The organism is Massilia sp. Bi118, assembly GCF_918697865.1.
Taxonomy (GTDB): domain Bacteria; phylum Pseudomonadota; class Gammaproteobacteria; order Burkholderiales; family Burkholderiaceae_D; genus Telluria.
This window is the reverse complement of sequence record NZ_CAKKMV010000010.1, coordinates 194,749-212,426: the sequence shown is the minus strand read 5'-3', so window position 1 is coordinate 212,426 and position 17,678 is coordinate 194,749. Positions and strand designations below refer to the sequence as shown.

Here is a 17,678-nt window from a genome sequence, read left to right as displayed (position 1 = left end):
GGCGGACTGATCAAGCGATCCTTCGACCTGCTGGCCGCCGGCGCCGGGCTGCTGGTGCTGGCGCCGCTGCTGCTGGCGGTGGCGCTGTGGGTGAAGCTCGATTCAAAGGGTCCGGTGCTGTTCCGCCAGGTCCGGATCGGGCGCCACGGCGTGCCCTTCGACATCTACAAATTCCGCACCATGGCCGATCGGCCCGACGGCGGGCGGCAACTGACGGTCGGGCAGGATCCGCGCGTGACCCGCGCCGGCCGCTTCCTGCGCCATTACAAGCTCGACGAGCTGCCGCAGCTGCTGAACGTGCTCGAGGGGAGCATGAGCCTGGTCGGCCCGCGCCCGGAAGTGCCGCGCTACGTCGAGTGCTATCCGCCAGCGGTACGCAAGGCCGTGCTCTCGGTCAGGCCGGGCGTCACCGACCTCGCGGCCATTCTGTACAGGGACGAGAGCGCGATCCTCGGCCAGGCGCAGGATCCCGAGCGCGCCTATGTCGACACCATCCTGCCGGTCAAGCTCGAGTACTACCAGCGCTACGTGCGCGAGCGCTCGTTCTGGCTCGACCTGCGGATCATCTTCCGCACCCTGGCGGCGATCCTGCGATGAGGACACCATGGCCTGGTCCCAGCTCCTGCACCTGGGCGACCTGTCGCTGACCCTGCCGGCGGGCGCCGCCATCGCGGCCTGGCTGCTGGCCGCCAAAGCCTGGCGCGCGGCCTTCGGCTGGAGCCTGGTGTTCGCGCTCGCCCTGGCGCTGGTGGCGGCGACCAAGATCGCCTTCCTCGGCTGGGCGACCGGTCTGCCCGCCCTCGACTACAAGGCCATCAGCGGCCATGCCGCCAGCTTCACCACGGTGTTTCCCGTGCTGACCTTCCTGCTGCTGCGCGCCAAAGGCACGATGCTGCGCCTGACCGCCACCGCCGCCGCCCTGGCGCTGGGGGCGATGGTGGCTGCCGCCCTGGTCCATGCTGGCGAGCACACGGCGGCCGAGGCGATCGGCGGCTGGCTCATCGGCGCCGGCGCCTCGGTGTGCGCGATCCACCTGACCGGCGACGTGCCCGCACCACCGCCACGCCGGGCCCTGGTCTGCTGCCTCGCCGCCTGGATCGCCGTCACCTGGATTCTCCGCTCGGCCTCGGTCGGCTACTGGATGATCAAGGTGGCGCTGGCCCTGTCCGGCAATCATTATCCAACGCCGTGGGACCACTGCGGCTAGCCCCTTTCTTAACTCCTTCACGACGGGAGACATTATGAGCAGCACCATCCTTCCCAAGATCCATTGGCAGCGACAGAGTCAGCTGGACAGCAACTCCGTCCACTCCCTGCTGATCTCGCTGATGCGCGGCCTGGCCGCGCTCCAGGTCGCAGCCGCCCACCTGCGCTCCGAGATGTTTCCCGGCCTGAAAGGGATGGTCGACCCGCCCCTGTATTACCAGCTGCTGGCCTTCGCCACCGGATTCGCCCACCAGGCCGTGGTCGTGTTCTTCCTGATCAGCGGCTGGCTGGTCGGCGGCAGCCTGCTCAACCGCATCGGCCAGCCCGGCGCCCTGCTCTCGTATGCAATCGACCGCGCCACCCGCCTGTGGACGGTACTGGTGCCGGCCATGTGCTTCATGCTGGCGGTGGGCATCTTCATCACCGACGCCGACCCGGGCCGCGCTGACTTCGCCACCGCGAACGAGTACTCGGCCACAGCCTTCTTCGGCAACCTGCTGGGCCTGCAAACCGTGCTGGTCAGGAACTTCGGCGGCAATTACGCGCTGTGGAGCCTGGCCAACGAAACCTGGTACTACATCCAGTTCCCGCTGCTGCTGTTCGTCTTCATGAGCCGCAGCCGCGTGGGCCAGGTGGCCGCCGCCACCGCCCTGGTGCTGATCGCCGGCGCCCTGCCGCAGGCCATCACCCTCTACTTCGCCCTGTGGCTGGTGGGCGCCCTGTTCTCGCGCGTGCGCATCGAGTGCGGCAACGGCCTGCGGCTGGCCCTGGTGGCGGTCGGCCTGGGGTGCTCGGTCTGGTTCCGCATCCACGGCAGCAACGACGATCTCACCTTCGATTCCTTCCTGCAGGACCTCGTCTACAGCCTGCCGCTGCTCTTCATCCTGGCCTCGCTGCAGCGCCCGCTGATCCTGCGCTCCGCGTTCAACCAGGGGCTGGCGAAGGTCGTGCACCTGCTGTCCGAGTTCTCCTTCACCCTGTACGTGATCCATATCCCCACCATCAAGCTGCTGCGCTACCTGGGCCTGCAGGAATTCGGACGCAGCAAGCTGGCCGTCGACGCGCCGCTGGACTACGCGATCTACTTCGGCATGCTGCTGGCCCTGCTCGGCACCGCCTGGGTCTCCTACCGGCTGTTCGAGTCCCATACCTTCCGCCTGCGCCGCGCGATCAAGAATGCCGTGCAGCCGCAGCGTGTTCGTCCAGCCATTGTTTCCGCCTCGGCTGAATAAAACGGTTTTACTCTTTATCGGCGCGCCCCACCATCGGTCGGGCGCGCCGCTTCGTTTCCGGCCCCTTCTCGGCGTGCAGTCGCCTTTCCCCTGGCCCCTTTTCGTTGCATCCTCCCTTGGCGCCCTGCTCTGGGTGTCGCGACAGGACGTAAAAAGCCGGCCTGACATCAGGCCGGCTCTCTTCTGCGCTGCTGCGCTGGAAACTCAGCTTGCCGAGAATCCGATCTGCCCCGCCGCGCCGAAGCGGTTGTAGGCGCCATAAGTGCCGAGCCGCGGCGCCATGTCGTTGAACAGCACGCCCTGCGGCGAAATGCCGGCGTGGTTAAGGCGCTTGATCGACTCGTGGATTTGCGACTCGTTGGTCTGGCCGGAGCGCGCGACGATGAAGACGGCGCCGGCATGCGCACCGATGATCAGGGCATCGGCCACGACCAGCAGCGGCGGCGGATCGATCAGCACCAGGTCGTAGTGGGCGCTGACCTGCTCGAGCATGCTGCCGAAGTTCAGGTGCAGCAGGAATTCCGAGCGGTTCGCCGGCAGCTCGCCGGTCGGCACGAAGTCCAGGTTCTCGACCACGTCGTGGCGGATGACTTCGTCGACGCGCTTCTTGCCCAGGATGGCGTCCGACAGGCCGCGCTCGCGCTTTACGCTGAAATAGCGGTGCAGCTGGCCGTTGCGCATGTCGGCGTCGATCAGCAGGACGCGCTTGCCGCTGGCCGCCATCACGGCCGCGAAGTTGGCCGAGACGAAGGACTTGCCGAGGCCGTGGGTCGGCCCGGCGAACATCACGATATTGTTGCGGAAGTGCGGCATCGCGAACTGCAGGGCGGCGCGGAAGCTGCGCAGGCTCTCGACCGCCGCGTCCTCGGGAATGATGCGGGCCAGCAGCGGCAGCGCGCCGCCGTCGCCCTTGGCCTTGCGCATCAGCTTGTCCTGGTTGCTGCTGTGTGGGATGGTGGCGTAGACCACGCGGGCGTGCAGCAGGCGCTCGATCTTCTGCGGATCGTCGATCCCGCCCATCATGGCCTTGCGCGCGAAGGCGATCAGGGTGCCGAGGAAGAGGCCGGTGACGACAGCCAGCGCGACGATCAGCGGCCGGTTCGGCTTGAGCGGCTTCTCCGGCGGCACCGGGGCGTCGACCATGCGCACATTGCTGACGCGGCCCACGGAAATCAGGCGCAGCTGCTGGGCGGTGTTCGACAGCGCCGTGTAGAGGTCGGTGTTGACCTTGATGTCGCGGGTCAGGCGCGCCTCGTCCTGTTCCAGCACCGGCAGGGACTTGATGCGGGCGTTGACCTCGTCGATCTCGGCCTCGACCTCCTTGCGCTGGCGGTTGATGGCCTGCACGATCGGGTGGTCTTCGGTAAAGCGCGCCATCAGCTCCGTCTTCTTCTGGACCAGATCGATGCGGCGGGCGCGGGCCGCCGCCGCCTGCGCCAGGCTCATGCGAGCCTCTTCCTGCAGGTCCACGGTGCCATGCTCGTTACGGAACTGGTTGTAGCGGTCCTCGGCCTGCTCGAGCTGGCGCTTCAGGATCGGCAGCTGCTGGTTCAGGAAGGCCAGCGACTTCTCCGCCTCCTCGGTCTTGCGGGCCAGGTTCTGGCGCATGTATTCGCGGCCGATCTCGCTCAGCAGCGTGTGGGTGCGGCGCGCGTTTTCGCCCTGCAGCTTGACCTCGATCACGCCCGACTGCTTGCCCTGCTCGGTGATGACGAGCGCCGTCTGGATCGCCTGGATCATCGCCACCCGCGAGATGCGGCGCAGGCGGAAGCGCGCGCCGGCGTTCGCCACCATGCGGTCGACCTTCAGCTCGATCACGCCGTCCGGCGTCGGCACGCGGTAGCGCAGGCCGACGTTGCCGTCGAAGACGATGCGCTGGCCGCCGCCGGAAAAGCGGTAGCGTCCGTTGCCGAGCGCGGTGAGCGCGAATTCGCGCCCCAGCCAGGCCTCGGGCACCTCGAACACCGAGACCTCGGCCTTCTCGGCACCCCAGACGTAGCCGCCGTAGCCGAACAGGCCCGGCTCGGACAGCGCATTGCCGTTCTGGTTGGCGAACCAGAAGCCGGCAATCGGGAAGTACTTGGGCTGGACGTCGATGTAGAGCTGCAGGTTGTCGACCGCGCGCGAGACCACCATGCGCGAACGAAGCAGCTCCATCTCCGCGATCGCCGCCTTCTTGGTCTCGAACAGCGAGGACGCCTCGCTGAGGATGTTCTTCGACGCGTTCGGGCTCTCCTCCTCGACGTGGATCATCAGGTTGGCCTCGAACACGGGCATGGCGACCAGGGCGTAGAGCACCGCCACCAGGGTGATGAAGGCCGTGATGCCGCCGATCAGCCAGCGGTTGTCGAACAGGGTGTGGAGATAGCCCTTGAGGTCGAAGACGGGTTCTTCGGACTGCCCGCCGACTGCGCGCGGATCGAAAGGCACGCTGACGATGGGCGGGGTACGGACGACAGGGGTCAGGGGGTGCGGCTCACCGGGGGTACTCATGTTCGTGCTCCTGTTTACTTCACGGCCTGTTGGTTGCGGTCACCGCCGAGGTCAGCGCGCCGGGGATCAGCAGGCTCAGGTTGCGGTTCCAGTTGGCCAGCGGCGATGCGGCCACGTAGACGATGTCCTTGGGCAGCAGTTCGAAGGACTCGGCCATCGCCAGCGAACCCGCGACGCGGGCGTCGAGCTGGAACACGCGCGTGCGTTCGGGCGTCTTGCGCACCACGTAGACCTGGCGTGCATCGCCGCTCAGGGGGCTGATGCCGCCGCTTTCGCCGAGCGCCTCGTTCAGGGTCAGGCGGCCGTCGTGCATGGTCAGAGCCTTGGGAGTCAGGACTTCGCCGGAGACGAAGACCTTGCTCTCGTCGCGCGAATGCACGCGGACCACGTCGCCGGGGGCCAGCATCACGAGGCCGGGGTTGATGCCCTTCTGTACCAGGTCGCGCAGGCTCAGCAGATAACGCTGCTGGCCGCGTTCGAGCACGATGCGGCTCTGGTCGGCGCTGGGCAGCAGTCCGCCGGAACGGTTGATCGCCTCGACCAGGGTCATCGGGATGTCGTTGATGGCCTGCAGGCCGGGCGACTTGACCTCGCCGTCGATGTACACGCGCTTGCTGCGGTAGGACTGCACGCGCAGGGTGACGTTGGGATTGGCCAGGTACTTCGCCAGCCTGGTCGTCAGCAGCGCGCGCGCCTGCTCCTCGGTCTTGCCGTCGACGCTGACCATGCCGATCAATGGAAACTGGATGCGCCCCAGGTGATCGACCACGAAGCCGGGCGGCGCGGTATTGGCGCCGCTGGGGTCGGGCGCGAGCGAGCCCGTGTTCATGGCGTTGCCGGCCAGTTCGGGGTGGTCCCACACCACGATGGAGAGCACGTCGCCGCTGCCGATGGCATAAGGCGGCGGATTCGGCACCAGCAGCTTTTCCAGTTCCACGTTCGCCTGTTCCCGGTGCTGCTGGCGCTCGGCCGCGATCAGCTTTTCGGTGATCATTTCCGTGGGCGGCGGCGGATCGTCCGTACCGGCCCCGTCCTGCGAGCGGAAATGGATGGAGGACGCGCAGCCCGCAAGTGCAAATGCGAAGCCCGCCGCCAGCACGGCGCGGTAGGCGCGTGCCAGAAATTGCGTATTGGAAGCGTTCATGTGTTGCCCGTCGAAATGTGCTGCCAGCCTCTGGCGATCAGAGTCAGGGTAAGCCCCCTACCCGGAATGGCTTTGGCGCACGTCAAACGGCAGGCTCAGGTCAGCAGTGAGCGCCCGGTAGCTTTCCAACAGGCACTCAGCGCACTTCTTCGACCAGGCGAAGGACCTCGGCGAAGGTCCAGACGCGGCGCAGTTCGATCACGTCGTAGTTGGCGGCCACGTTGGCCGGGAAGGCCGAGTAGCGCGCATTCAGGTTGACAATCCGGCGCACGACGTCGTCGATGTCCGGACGCCCGCTGGAGCGCAGTATGGTCACGTCCTCGATGCTGCCGTCGCTGCGGATGGCGATGCTGACCACGGGGTCGGTATGCACCGCCCCGCTGGACAGCTGGGCCTGGCTCACGATGGCGTTACGCTCGATCTTCTGGCGCACGCTGTCGAGATAGAGGCGCAGCGGGACGTCGCGGCGCGCGGCGTCCGCCAGCGCGCGCCGCACCGCCTGCCGGGCCTGCTCGGCGGCGCGCATGGCCGGCGGTACGGCCCTGGCGACGTCGATGCCGCGCAGCAGCTCGCGCGCGCGCGAACCGAAATCCTTGCCGGGCAAGCCGCGCGCACCGGCGCCGGCGCCCTGCCCGCCCCCCAGGTCGAGGCCGGCGCCCGATCCCGCTGCGCGGTCGGCACGCGCGAGGCTGCCGCCACCATCCGCGGCCGGCAAGCCCGGCGCCGCCTCCTGGCGGGCCAGGCGGCGCGCCGCTTCTGCCTCTGCCGCCTGCTGGCGCGCCAGTTCCTCGGCGCGCTGGCGTGCAGCGGCCTGCCGGGCGCGCTCGTCGGCCTGGCGCTGCTCGGCGAGCTGTTGGGCCCGCTGTTGCTCGGCCATTTGCTGGCGGGCCTGCTCTTCAGCGCGGCGCTGCTCGGCGAGCTGCTGCGCTCGCTGCTGCTCTGCCAGTTGCTGCCGGGCCTGCTCTTCGGCGCGGCGTTGCTCGGCCAACTGCTGCGCGCGCTGCTGCTCGGCCAGCTGCTGACGGGCCTGTTCCTCGACGCGGCGTTGCTCGGCCAACTGCTGCGCACGCTGCTGCTCGGCCAGCTGCTGGCGTGCCTGTTCCTCGATGCGGCGCTGCTCGGCCGCCGCCGCAGCGGCAGCTTGGGCACGCTGCTGTTCGGCCAGCTGCTGACGGGCAAGCTCCTCCGAACGGCTTTGTTCAGCCAATTGCTGGCGCGCGCTCTCTTCCGCACGGCGCTGCTCTGCCAATTGTCGAGCACGCTCCTGTTCGGCAAACTGCTGACGGGCTAGCTCTTCCGAACGGCGCTGCTCGGCCAATTGCTGGGCACGCTGCTGTTCGACCAGCTGCTGCCGCGCCAGTTCCTCAGTTCGCTGCTGCTCGGCCAAAGCCTGCGCCGCCATTTGTTGGCGCGCAAGCTCTTCGGTGCGCTGCTGCTCGACAAGGCGTTTCGCTTCCTCGTCCGCAAGCCGCTGCGCCAGCACGCGTTCGGCTTCGGCGCTTGCCCGTGCGGCTTCCTCTTCTTCCGCCTGCCGGGCCAGCTGCGGCGCGGGATCGGCCTTCTCTTCAGCCGATTCCGGGATCTCCGCAAGGGCCGGGAGTTCGGGCGGCGGCAGCACGAAGCTGGGATCCTCGCTCATCTGCCGCGCGATCACTTCGGTGTGCAGGGTTTCCTTTGGCGGCTGGGGCCGCGGGCGGGTGCGCCGCCGCAAGACGCGGCGCGTCGGCGGCGCAGGCCTGGGCGCCGGTGGCGCCGGCATGGCCGGCACTGGATCGCGCAGGGTAAAACCGCGGTGCAGCACCGGCACAGGCGGCGCGGGTGCGGCCTCGGCCGGCTCCGCCCTGCCCGGTAGGGGCGGCGGTACCGCAACACCAGGCAAAGGCGGCGCCGGCGAGGCGACCAATGGCGGCGGCGGCGCGGGCGAAGGCACAGGCGGCAAAACCGGCGCCGGCGGCGTCTGCATCGGCGGCGCCAGCACCACCGTCAAAGGCCCGCCCGCCCCTGCCCGCAATCCGGGAACGCCAAACTGCAGCAACAAAAGCAGTGCATGCAGCAACAGCGAGACCAGCAGGCCCCAGGCAAGCCGGCGGTTGGCAGGCGCAAGCGTGGCGGGCGCGCGCGGACCGGCGGTCGGGATCGCGATGAGCGTGGACATGCTGAGATTAGGTGGCGGTGGGAAATATTGTCTAAGTGTTACATAGCTTATCACTCGGCAGTAAGGACGCGCGCACGGTTCGGAACGGAAAATCTTAACCGGGCTACAATGAAAAGGACGCGTTCAAGATGAAAGGAGGGTGAATGTCGCCCGGATTTATCTTTGCCACTGGTATCGAAAACAGCAACCCGACCATCGAGCATGGGCGCGTCCGCATGGACGAACTGGAAAAGTGCGGCCACTACAAGCACTGGAAGACCGACTTCGACCTGGTCGAGGAGCTCGGCCTGAAGGTGCTGCGCTACGGTCCGCCACTGCACAAGACCTGGCTCGGCCCCAAGCGCTACGACTGGGAATTTGCCGACATGGTGTTCAACGATCTGCGCAAGCGCAATATCGCATCCATCGTCGACCTCTGCCACTTCGGCGTGCCGGACTGGATCGGCAATTTCCAGAACCCGGACTTCCCCGAGCTGTTCGCGGACTATGCCGGCACCTTCGCACGGCGCTATCCCTGGCTGCAGTTGTACACGCCGATCAACGAGATGTCGATCTGCGCGCTGTTCTCGGCCCTGTACGGCTGGTGGAACGAACAGATGACGACCGACCGGGCCTTCGTCACCGCGATGAAGCATCTGGTCAAGGCGAATATCCTGGCCATGCACGCGATCCTGCAGGTGCGCCCGGATGCCCTGTTCATCCAGAGCGAGTCGACCGAATACTTCCACGCCGAAAGCCCGGCGGCCATCGGCCCGGCCGAACTCTACAATGCGCGGCGCTTCCTCTCGCTCGACCTCAACTACGGCCGGCGCGTCGATTCCGAGATGTACGAGTACATGCTGGACAACGGCATGACGCGCGACGAGTACCACTTCTTCCTGAACAATAATCTGAAGCACCACTGCATCATGGGCAACGATTATTACCAGACCAACGAGCACTACGTCTCGGCCGACGGCCTGACGCGCTCGGCCGGCGAGATCTTCGGCTACGCGGTCATCACCCACCAGTACTACAACCGCTATCGCCTGCCTGTGATGCATACGGAGACCAACCTGGTCCAGGGTCCGCGCGGCGACGAAGCGGTGCAATGGCTGCGCAAGGAATGGGCCAACGTGCTGCGCGTGCGCAATAACGGCGTGCCCTTGGTCGGTTTCACCTGGTATTCGCTCACCGACCAGGTCGACTGGGACACCGCCCTGCGCGAGAACAACGGCAACGTCAACGCCCTCGGCCTGTTCGACCTGGACCGCAAGATCCGCCCGGTCGGCATCGCCTACAAGGAACTGGTGCGCGACTGGATGGAGGTCCTGCCGACCCAGAGCGTGTGCCTGCAGGTGCCGATCGTGATGCCGCACGAATTCCAGCGCGAGGTGGCGCCGTATACCGGCTGGCCCTTCGACGAGGACGCCGCACCGGCCGCGACGCGCGCCCCGGCGAAGGCCCCGCCGCCCCCGCACGGCGAAAAGGACGCGACGCTCGCGCCGCGCACCGAAGAGCAGGAATGATCAGCGCGTTCTGGGCTTGAAGGTGTAGGTCTCGCCGTGCGCGAGATAGCTCACCTGCTCTTCCAGCCCGGCCGCCTTCACTTCGCGCGCAAAATCCGCCAGCGGCGACTTGAACACGTCGTAGTCGTTGTAGTGGATCGGGATCGCATGCTGCGGGCGGATGATCTGCAGCAGCTGCACGCCGTCCTTGCCGTCCATCGTGACCTTGAACACGCCCAGGATGCGGGTGCCGCCCAGGTGCAGCAGGGCCAGGTCGATGCCGGGGAAGCGCTGTGGGATATTCTTCAGGTCGTCATAGACAAGGGTATCGCCGCTGATGTACATGCGGTAGGTCGGCGCCGCCTTGTTCGGGCCGAAGTCCAGCACCGAGCCCATCACGCTGGGCAGCAGCGCCTGCATGCCGGCCTTGCCATGGCGCCCGGGCACGGCCGTGAGGCGCATGCGCGACTCGCCCTTCTCGACCTCCACCTGGTCCCATTTCCCCAGCCCGATGCCGCGCGTGAAGCCCAGCTTCTCGAGCGAGGCCGCGGCTTCCTTGGTGGTGACGATGGGCGTGTCCTTCGGCAGCTTTTCCTGCACCAGCTTGTCGAAGTGGTCTTCGTGCATGTGCGACAGCACCACGAAGTCGATCGGTGGCAGCTTGTCGAGCTCGATCGCCGGATTGGTCAGGCGCTCGGCGGTGATGCCATAGCCCAGGTGCACGTGGTCTCCCTTGTGCAGGAAGTTGGGGTCGGTGAGGATGGTGAAGCCCTGGTAGCGGATCAGGACGGTGGCGGTGCCGATGAACTGGACGGTGCCGTTGGCCTCGTTTGCCGCCGGCGTGGTGGCGGCTGGCAGCTTGAGCGCGAACACCTCGCCATTTGGCGTCGATGTGGACGTGGCCGGCTGCTGGGCATGGACGGGCGCAGCGAGCAAGATGGTCAAGGCGGCCAGCGTCACAATGGCATTCCCCGCAGCGGCGGACCGTGTCAATCGGCAAAACGGCATATTCTTCCTCCAAATCCGACGATGTTGTCGGAATGGACAGTAACATGCCCGCCTTGGCGACGGCGTTCGCTAGCAAAGAGGAAATGAATGCGGATGGCCTGCCCAGCTGGGTTCGAACCAGCGACCCTCAGCTTAGAAGGCTGATGCTCTATCCAACTGAGCTATGGGCAGAAGACGACAGCGATGCTGTCGAGAGGAAATGAAAACGGGCCGTCGAGGACAGCCCGCGTTCAAAGATAATGGTCGGAGTACAAGGATTCGAACCTTGGACCCCCTGGTCCCAAACCAGGTGCGCTACCGGGCTGCGCTACACTCCGATAGAAACGATCATACCCCGCCGGCCCGCAAGCGTCAATGAACGCCCGCCAGCCGGCGAAGCGGCATCAAAGCTCGAAGCGCGCGGCGATGCGCTTGGCCATGCTCTCCGCCAGTTCCGCTTCCTTGGCCTCGACCATGACGCGCACCAGCGGTTCGGTGCCCGATGCGCGGATCAGCACGCGGCCGCGCTCGCCCAGCTCGCGCTCGACAAGCTCCTTCTCGGCCACCACGGCTTCATTCCTGGTCCAGTCGAAGCCCGGCTTCACGCGCAGGTTGATCAGGGTCTGTGGGAACAGCACCAGTTCCTTGCAGCACTCGGCCAGGCCCTGGTTGCTGCGGCGGAGCGCCGACAGCACCTGCAGGGCAGAGACAATGCCGTCGCCGGTCGAATGCTTGTCCAGGGCCAGCAGGTGGCCCGAGCCTTCGCCGCCGAACAGCCAGCCCTTCTCCTGCATCATTTCCAGCACGTAGCGGTCGCCGACCTTGGCGCGCGCGAAGCCCACGCCCATTTCCTTGAACGCGACTTCGAGGGCCATGTTGGTCATCAGGGTGCCGACAGCGCCTTCCACCTTGCCGGTGGCCATGCGCGCGCGCACCATCACGTAGAGCAGCTCGTCGCCGTTGTACAGGCGGCCGTTGGCGTCGCACATGATCAGGCGGTCGGCGTCGCCGTCCAGCGCGATGCCGAGGTCGGCCTGGTGCTCGACTACGGCCTGGGCCATGGCCTTGGGCGCGGTGGCGCCGATGCCGTCGTTGATGTTGAAGCCGTCCGGCTTGGTGCCCAGCTCGATCACTTCCGCGCCCAGTTCGTGGAACACGTGCGGGGCGATGGCATAGGCGGCGCCGTGGGCGCAGTCGACCACGATCTTCATGCCGCGCAGGTCCAGCTCGTTCGGGAAGGTGCTCTTGCAGAATTCGATGTAGCGGCCCTGGGCGTCGCGCAGGCGGGTCGCGCGGCCCAGTTTCTCGGACGAGACGCAGCCCATCGGCTGGTCGATCGCTTCTTCGATCTCCAGTTCCACCGCGTCCGGCAGCTTGGTGCCGTGCTCGGAGAAGAACTTGATGCCGTTGTCCTGGAAGGGGTTGTGCGAGGCCGAGATCACCACGCCGGCCTGCAGGCGCAGCGCGCGGACCAGGTAGGCGATGGCCGGGGTCGGCATCGGGCCGGCCAGCATGACGTCGACGCCGGCGGCCGAGAAACCGGCCTCGAGCGATGCTTCCAGCAGGTAGCCGGAGATGCGGGTATCTTTACCGATCAGCACGGTGGGACGGCCGCTGGCGCCGGTGCTGCCCTTGGCCAGCACCTTGCCGGCGGCATAGCCAAGGCGCATCACGAAATCAGGGGTGATGGGGGCCACGCCCACCAGGCCACGTACGCCGTCCGTACCAAAATATTTGCGTGCCATATCGTTCTCTTATGTTCAGTTGTTCTTCACGCGCCGGAGGATGCGGCGTTCCACACCTTCAGCGCGTCCACCGTCTCCGCCACATCATGGACCCGCACGATGCGGGCGCCCTGTGCTACCGCAGCCAACGCGCCGCCGAGGCTGCCCGCCAGGCGCTGGTCGACGGGGCGCCCGGTCAAGGCGCCGATCATCGACTTGCGCGACAGGCCGGCCAAAACCGGCAGGCCCAGTTCATGCTGCATCTGGTTGATACCACGAAGCAATGCGACATTATGCTCGACAGTCTTGCCAAAGCCAAATCCCGGATCAATCGTGATGCGCTCCTGCGCAACACCGGCAGCCTGCAAGGCATCCGCGCGCACGCGCAGGAAGGCCGTCACCTCCCCCAGCACGTCGCCATAGACCGGCTGGGCCTGCATGTCTTGGGGCGTGCCCTGCATGTGCATGATGCACAGGCCGACGTCGCTGCCGGCCACCGCCTCGACCGCCCCCGGCGCGCAAAAACCATTGATGTCATTGATCATGTCGGCCCCGGCGATGATGGCTTCGCGCATCACTTCGGGTTTGCAGGTGTCGATCGACAGCGCATGGCCGAGCTCGCGCAGAGCGTAGATGACGGGCATGACCCGGTCGAGTTCTTCCTGCACCGGCACGCTGGGCGAGCCGGGACGGGTCGATTCGCCGCCGATGTCGATGATGTCGACGCCATCCTTGATCATCTGCTCGGCCCGCTCCATGGCAAACTCGAGGGCCTGGTAGCGGCCGCCGTCGGAGAAGGAATCGGGGGTGACGTTGAGGATGCCCATCACCAGCGGGCGCTGGGCGAGGTTAAAGCCGAAGCGGCCGCATTGCAAATACTGGCGCATGATAAAAAAGGTAATTTGAAAAAGAAAAAAAGACACCCCGCAGGGTGTCTTTTATAGGGGCTCAGCCGTCGATCAGGCCGGGGCCGGGGCGTTGGTCGCCACGCCGCCCGAATCGCCGCCGCTCGACGGACGCTTGGTCAGCTGGACCGACTTCGGCGGGGTCGGCTCGCGGCCGGCCATGATGTCGTTGATCTGCTCGGCGTCGATGGTTTCCCACTCGAGCAGGGCCTTGGTCATCATTTCGACCTTGTCGCGGTTCTCTTCCAGCAGGCGGCGCGCCAGCGCGTACTGCGAGTCGAGGATGGTGCGGATCTCGGCGTCCACCTTCTGCTGGGTCGCCTCGGAGATAGTCTTCACGGAACCGCCGAAGAAACCTTCGTTCGGATCGTCTTCATAGACCATCACGCCCATGCTCTCGGACATGCCGAAGCGGGTCACCATCGAACGGGCCAGCTTGGTGGCGCGGGCGAAGTCGTTCGAGGCGCCGGTCGACATCTGGCCGACGAAGATCTCCTCGGCGATGCGGCCGCCGAACAGGATCGAGATCTCTTCCAGCATCTTGTCCTTGTAACCGGACAGGCTGTCATGTTCCGGCAGCTGCCAGGTCAGGCCCAGCGCATAGCCGCGCGGCATGATCGTGACCTTGTGCACCGGATCGGCCTTCGGCAGCAGCTTGGCGATCACCGCGTGGCCCGACTCGTGGTAAGCCGTGTTGCGGCGCTCTTCCTCGCGCATGACCATGGACTTGCGTTCCGGGCCCATGAAGATCTTGTCCTTGGCGTCCTCGAAGTCGCTCATTTCGACCAGGCGCTTGCTGCGGCGCGCGGCGAACAGGGCGGCTTCGTTGACCAGGTTGGCCAGGTCGGCGCCGGAGAAGCCCGGGGTGCCGCGGGCCAGGATGTCGGCCTTCACGTCGGTGCCGATCGGCACTTTGCGCATGTGCACATTCAGGATCTGTTCGCGGCCGCGGATGTCCGGCAGGCCCACCATCACCTGGCGGTCGAAACGGCCCGGGCGCAGCAGCGCTTTATCGAGCACGTCGGCGCGGTTGGTGGCGGCGATCACGATCACGCCCGAGGAGGCTTCGAAGCCGTCCATCTCGACCAGCAACTGGTTCAGGGTCTGTTCGCGCTCGTCGTTGCCGCCGCCCATGCCGGCGCCACGGTGGCGGCCGACGGCGTCGATCTCGTCGATGAAGATGATGCAGGGCGAATGCTTCTTCGCGTTCTCGAACATGTCGCGGACACGGGAGGCGCCCACGCCGACGAACATCTCGACGAAGTCGGAACCGGAGATCGAGAAGAACGGCACTTTCGCTTCGCCGGCGATGGCGCGCGCCAGCAGGGTCTTACCGGTACCCGGAGGACCGACCATCAGCACGCCGCGCGGGATACGGCCGCCCAGTTTCTGGAACTTGGTCGGGTCCTTCAGGAAGTCGACGATCTCGGCGACTTCTTCCTTGGCTTCGTCGCAGCCGGCGACATCGGCGAAGGTGACGGTGTTATTGGTTTCGTCCATCATGCGCGCCTTCGACTTGCCGAACGAGAAAGCCCCGCCCTTGCCGCCGCCTTGCATCTGGCGCATGAAGAACACCCAGACCCCGATCAGCAGCAGCATCGGGAACCAGGAAATGAAGACTTGCTGCAGGAAGGAAGGTTCTTCCGGCGGCTTGACGTCGAAGCGCACGTTGTTGTCGCGCAGGTCCTTGATCAGGCCACGGTCGAGCATGGTCGCGGTGGCGCGGACCTTGCTGTCGTCGTTGCGGACCGCGGTGATGTTGGAGCCCTCGATCACGACATCCTTGATGCGTTTCGCCTGAACGTCATCGAGCAGCTCGGAATAAGCAATCGTCTTGCTGCCGCCCGCAACGTTGTGGTTGTCGAACTGCTTGAACAGCATGAACAACAGCAGCGCAACGACCACCCAGATGGCGGATTTGGAAAACATATTATTCACGAAAACTCCTCTGATGCGGACGCATCTTTTCCCATTGTTTCAAACGCGGATTTTACCGCAATAAGCAGGCGGTGCCACGCACGCCCGCTCGTGAAGCTTTGTCCCGTCACTATAACGGTTTTTTATTTCCGGCGCGCACGAATAAACTCCCATGCACACCATCCATTGGGCGATGTGCGGTTATACGGCCGAATATCAAGGGCGAGATCGTGAATAATCCGCATTTTTCTCTATGCAGGATTCTTGAGACCGCGGCCCAGCAGGAAAATTTCGGAAGACTTGTCGCGGCTAGCCTTCGGCTTGATCTGCTTGACCACCTTGAATTCCTTGCGGAAGAGCTCGACGATTTGCGTAAACCCCATGTCCTTAAAGCATTTTACTAACAATGCGCCGGACGGCTTGAGGTGCGCTTGAGAAAACTCAATAGCGATTTCGATCAAATGCTCCATACGGGCCGCGTCCGCCGTCGGAATGCCGGACAGGTTCGGCGCCATGTCGGACAGCACCAGGTCGGCCTGGCGCTCGCCCAGGATGTCGGCCAGCTGGTCCAGCACCGCGTCCTCGCGGAAGTCGCCCTGGATGAAGTGCATGTCGGCGATCGGCTCCATTGGCAGGATGTCGAGGCCGATCATGGTGCCCTTGATGCCGCCCTCCTCGCCGCCCGACAGCTTGCGGCGCGTGTACTGGCCCCAGCTGCCCGGGGTGCAGCCGAGGTCGACGATGACCTGGCCCGGCTTGATCAGCTTCTCGGCCTCGTCGATCTCTTTCAGCTTGTAGGCTGCACGCGCACGGTAACCCTCTTTCTGTGCCAATTTGACATACGGGTCGTTAATGTGGTCGTGTATCCAGTTTTTATTGAATTTGTTCTTGGCCATTCGCGTAAAATACTGCTTTTATTAGGTACATCAAAAAAGAACCATTATGATCAAACTTACACCGGCCGAGCGCGCGGCCCTCCGTGCGGAAGCTCACGGGCTCAACCCCGTCGTCATGATCGGCGAAGCCGGCCTGACCGAGTCCGTCAAAAAAGAAATCGCGTCCAGCCTGGACGCACACGGCCTGATCAAGGTACGTGTGTTCGGCGACGACCGCGAAGCGCGCATCGCCATCTACGAACAGGTCTGCGAAGAACTGGAAGCCGCGCCGGTACAGCATATCGGCAAACTGCTTGTCCTGTATCGCCCGAAGAAGGATGCGGTCAAGGAACGTACGGCCAAGGCCGGCAAGGGCATGCGCGAAGTCACCATCGTCAAGCCGAGCCCGAGCGGCACCAAGAAGCCGAGCGTCACCAAGGTCTTGCTGAAGGGGAACGAACGCGTGACCCAGGGCGGCAACATCAAGCGCGCCAAAACGCGCCAGGCCAGCACCAAGAAAAATGCGCTGAACAAGTAATTCTGCGCTGCTTCAAAAATCAACCGGGGCTTGCTCCGGTTTTTTTTCGACCGTCGCACGTGGGCACGGGAGCCCACGCCAAACATCACCGAGATTTGACGACCAGGATCGCGCCCAGCACGGACTCCACCAGATACAGCACCTGCGACACCCCGTGCAGCGCCGCGAACGTCCCCCACTGCGGCGAAGCCCTCACCCCGGCCGGGCCGGCGGCTTCGCGGATCGCCGCCATCATCGGCTGCAGGCCCAGGTAGACGGCCAGGCTGCAGGCCAGCATCCCGCACGCCAGCCACACCAGCCAGCGCCGCCTGCGAGCATCCAGATCGCCCGAGCGCCACACCAGCAGCAGCACCAGCGGCGCCAGCGCGGTCGACAGCCAGGCCAGGCGCGTCAGCATGACGCCGACCACGTTCCCTGCCTGCGTACTGTCGAGCACCGCGAAGGCGCTCGGCGCGGCCAGGTAGCTGACCGCCCAGACGCTGCCCGCCCACAGGCTTGCCAGCAGCAGTCGCAGCGTGGCGATCATCGCCCGCCTCAGATGTAGCGGACTTCGAGGATCTCGTATTCGCGCGGGCCGGACGGGGCCTGCACTTCGACCACGTCGCCGGCGTATTTGCCGATCAGGGCGCGCGCGATCGGCGAGGTGACGGACACCTTGTTCAGCTTCAGGTCCGCTTCGTCGATGCCGACGATCTGGTAGGTCACTTTCTGGCCGCTTTCCAGGTCTTCGAGGTCGACGGTGGAGGCGAACACCACGCGGCCTTCGGCGTCGAGGGTGCTCGGATCGATGACCTGGGCCGTCGACAGCTTGGATTCCAGTTCCGCGATGCGGCCTTCGACGAAGGCCTGGCGCTCCTTGGCGGCGTCGTATTCGGCGTTTTCGGACAGGTCACCATGCGAACGCGCTTCGGCGATCGCATCGATCACGTTGCGGCGCTCCTTGGTCTTGAGCTGGTGCAGCTCTTCCTTGAGGAGTTCGGCGCCGTGTTTGGTCAAAGGTGTGTTCATGGTCGTC

The 17,678-nt window shown here is 65.6% G+C and carries 15 protein-coding genes and 2 tRNA genes; 5 read left to right on the top strand and 12 right to left on the bottom strand.

Going from position 1 to position 17,678, the window contains the following annotated elements; all coding sequences use genetic code 11:
• Positions 1–6 precede the first annotated feature (6 nt).
• The 3 genes from LQV39_RS16720 to LQV39_RS16710 are packed head-to-tail and all read left to right on the top strand — an operon-like array spanning position 7 to position 2,438.
• On the top strand, positions 7–597 hold the full coding sequence (locus tag LQV39_RS16720) for a sugar transferase (RefSeq protein ID WP_230027290.1): 591 nt from the start codon (positions 7–9) through the stop codon (positions 595–597).
• 7 nt (positions 598–604) lie between these two features.
• Complete coding sequence (locus LQV39_RS16715) at positions 605–1,207, top strand: hypothetical protein (protein ID WP_230027257.1); 603 nt, start codon at positions 605–607, stop codon at positions 1,205–1,207.
• Positions 1,208–1,241: 34 nt separating this feature from the next.
• On the top strand, positions 1,242–2,438 hold the full coding sequence (locus LQV39_RS16710; protein ID WP_230027256.1) for an acyltransferase: 1,197 nt from the start codon (positions 1,242–1,244) through the stop codon (positions 2,436–2,438).
• A 204-nt stretch (positions 2,439–2,642) separates the two neighbouring features.
• Here the strand turns inward: LQV39_RS16710 and LQV39_RS16705 are convergent, their stop codons facing one another.
• From LQV39_RS16705 to LQV39_RS16695, 3 genes are all read right to left on the bottom strand, one after another.
• Positions 2,643–4,931, bottom strand: coding sequence for a polysaccharide biosynthesis tyrosine autokinase (locus LQV39_RS16705; RefSeq protein WP_230027255.1), 2,289 nt, complete (start codon positions 4,929–4,931; stop codon positions 2,643–2,645).
• Positions 4,932–4,950: 19 nt separating this feature from the next.
• Positions 4,951–6,075, bottom strand: coding sequence for a polysaccharide biosynthesis/export family protein (locus tag LQV39_RS16700; protein ID WP_230027254.1), 1,125 nt, complete (start codon positions 6,073–6,075; stop codon positions 4,951–4,953).
• Between the two features lie 136 nt (positions 6,076–6,211).
• A complete protein-coding gene (locus LQV39_RS16695) occupies positions 6,212–8,230 on the bottom strand; it encodes a TonB C-terminal domain-containing protein (protein WP_230027253.1) in 2,019 nt (672 codons plus the stop codon).
• A 143-nt stretch (positions 8,231–8,373) separates the two neighbouring features.
• On the opposite strand from LQV39_RS16695, the gene LQV39_RS16690 reads away from it, so the two are divergent.
• Positions 8,374–9,738, top strand: a complete 1,365-nt coding sequence (locus LQV39_RS16690) for a family 1 glycosylhydrolase (RefSeq protein WP_230027252.1) — start codon at positions 8,374–8,376, stop codon at positions 9,736–9,738.
• Here LQV39_RS16690 and LQV39_RS16685 read toward each other — a convergent pair whose 3' ends face one another.
• From LQV39_RS16685 to LQV39_RS16655, 7 genes are all read right to left on the bottom strand, one after another.
• Positions 9,739–10,662: an MBL fold metallo-hydrolase gene (locus tag LQV39_RS16685; protein ID WP_230027251.1), complete on the bottom strand. Its 924-nt coding sequence runs from the start codon at positions 10,660–10,662 to the stop codon at positions 9,739–9,741.
• Between the two features lie 157 nt (positions 10,663–10,819).
• Positions 10,820–10,896 (bottom strand) — tRNA-Arg (locus tag LQV39_RS16680).
• A 69-nt stretch (positions 10,897–10,965) separates the two neighbouring features.
• A tRNA-Pro gene (locus tag LQV39_RS16675) sits at positions 10,966–11,042 on the bottom strand.
• A gap of 66 nt (positions 11,043–11,108) precedes the next feature.
• Positions 11,109–12,449: a phosphoglucosamine mutase gene (gene glmM / locus LQV39_RS16670; RefSeq protein ID WP_230027250.1), complete on the bottom strand. Its 1,341-nt coding sequence runs from the start codon at positions 12,447–12,449 to the stop codon at positions 11,109–11,111.
• 26 nt (positions 12,450–12,475) lie between these two features.
• Complete coding sequence (gene folP / locus LQV39_RS16665; RefSeq protein WP_230027249.1) at positions 12,476–13,315, bottom strand: dihydropteroate synthase; 840 nt, start codon at positions 13,313–13,315, stop codon at positions 12,476–12,478.
• A gap of 72 nt (positions 13,316–13,387) precedes the next feature.
• Complete coding sequence (gene ftsH / locus LQV39_RS16660; protein WP_230027248.1) at positions 13,388–15,271, bottom strand: ATP-dependent zinc metalloprotease FtsH; 1,884 nt, start codon at positions 15,269–15,271, stop codon at positions 13,388–13,390.
• A gap of 230 nt (positions 15,272–15,501) precedes the next feature.
• Positions 15,502–16,146: an RlmE family RNA methyltransferase gene (locus tag LQV39_RS16655; protein ID WP_230027247.1), complete on the bottom strand. Its 645-nt coding sequence runs from the start codon at positions 16,144–16,146 to the stop codon at positions 15,502–15,504.
• Positions 16,147–16,192: 46 nt separating this feature from the next.
• Here LQV39_RS16655 and yhbY point away from each other — a divergent pair, with 46 nt between their 5' ends.
• Positions 16,193–16,663, top strand: a complete 471-nt coding sequence (gene yhbY / locus LQV39_RS16650; protein ID WP_230027246.1) for a ribosome assembly RNA-binding protein YhbY — start codon at positions 16,193–16,195, stop codon at positions 16,661–16,663.
• Between the two features lie 85 nt (positions 16,664–16,748).
• Here the strand turns inward: yhbY and LQV39_RS16645 are convergent, their stop codons facing one another.
• Positions 16,749–17,189, bottom strand: a complete 441-nt coding sequence (locus LQV39_RS16645; RefSeq protein WP_230027245.1) for a DUF4149 domain-containing protein — start codon at positions 17,187–17,189, stop codon at positions 16,749–16,751.
• 8 nt (positions 17,190–17,197) lie between these two features.
• Positions 17,198–17,671 carry a transcription elongation factor GreA gene (gene greA / locus LQV39_RS16640; RefSeq protein ID WP_230027244.1) on the bottom strand — a complete coding sequence of 158 codons (474 nt, stop codon included), beginning with the start codon at positions 17,669–17,671 and terminating at the stop codon, positions 17,198–17,200.
• Between the last annotated feature and the right edge of the window lie 7 nt (positions 17,672–17,678).

Bases quoted from the DNA above. Each gene is read 5' to 3' on its own strand.
- LQV39_RS16705 (WP_230027255.1), bottom strand. From the start codon at position 4,931: ATGAGTACCCCCGGTGAGCCGCACCCCCTGACCCCTGTCGTCCGTACC.
- folP (WP_230027249.1), bottom strand. From the start codon at position 13,315: ATGCGCCAGTATTTGCAATGCGGCCGCTTCGGCTTTAACCTCGCCCAG.
- LQV39_RS16695 (WP_230027253.1), bottom strand. From the start codon at position 8,230: ATGTCCACGCTCATCGCGATCCCGACCGCCGGTCCGCGCGCGCCCGCC.
- LQV39_RS16655 (WP_230027247.1), bottom strand. From the start codon at position 16,146: ATGGCCAAGAACAAATTCAATAAAAACTGGATACACGACCACATTAAC.
- greA (WP_230027244.1), bottom strand. From the start codon at position 17,671: ATGAACACACCTTTGACCAAACACGGCGCCGAACTCCTCAAGGAAGAG.
- glmM (WP_230027250.1), bottom strand. From the start codon at position 12,449: ATGGCACGCAAATATTTTGGTACGGACGGCGTACGTGGCCTGGTGGGC.
- LQV39_RS16690 (WP_230027252.1), top strand. From the start codon at position 8,374: ATGTCGCCCGGATTTATCTTTGCCACTGGTATCGAAAACAGCAACCCG.
- LQV39_RS16645 (WP_230027245.1), bottom strand. From the start codon at position 17,189: ATGATCGCCACGCTGCGACTGCTGCTGGCAAGCCTGTGGGCGGGCAGC.
- LQV39_RS16715 (WP_230027257.1), top strand. From the start codon at position 605: ATGGCCTGGTCCCAGCTCCTGCACCTGGGCGACCTGTCGCTGACCCTG.
- LQV39_RS16710 (WP_230027256.1), top strand. From the start codon at position 1,242: ATGAGCAGCACCATCCTTCCCAAGATCCATTGGCAGCGACAGAGTCAG.
- LQV39_RS16700 (WP_230027254.1), bottom strand. From the start codon at position 6,075: ATGAACGCTTCCAATACGCAATTTCTGGCACGCGCCTACCGCGCCGTG.
- yhbY (WP_230027246.1), top strand. From the start codon at position 16,193: ATGATCAAACTTACACCGGCCGAGCGCGCGGCCCTCCGTGCGGAAGCT.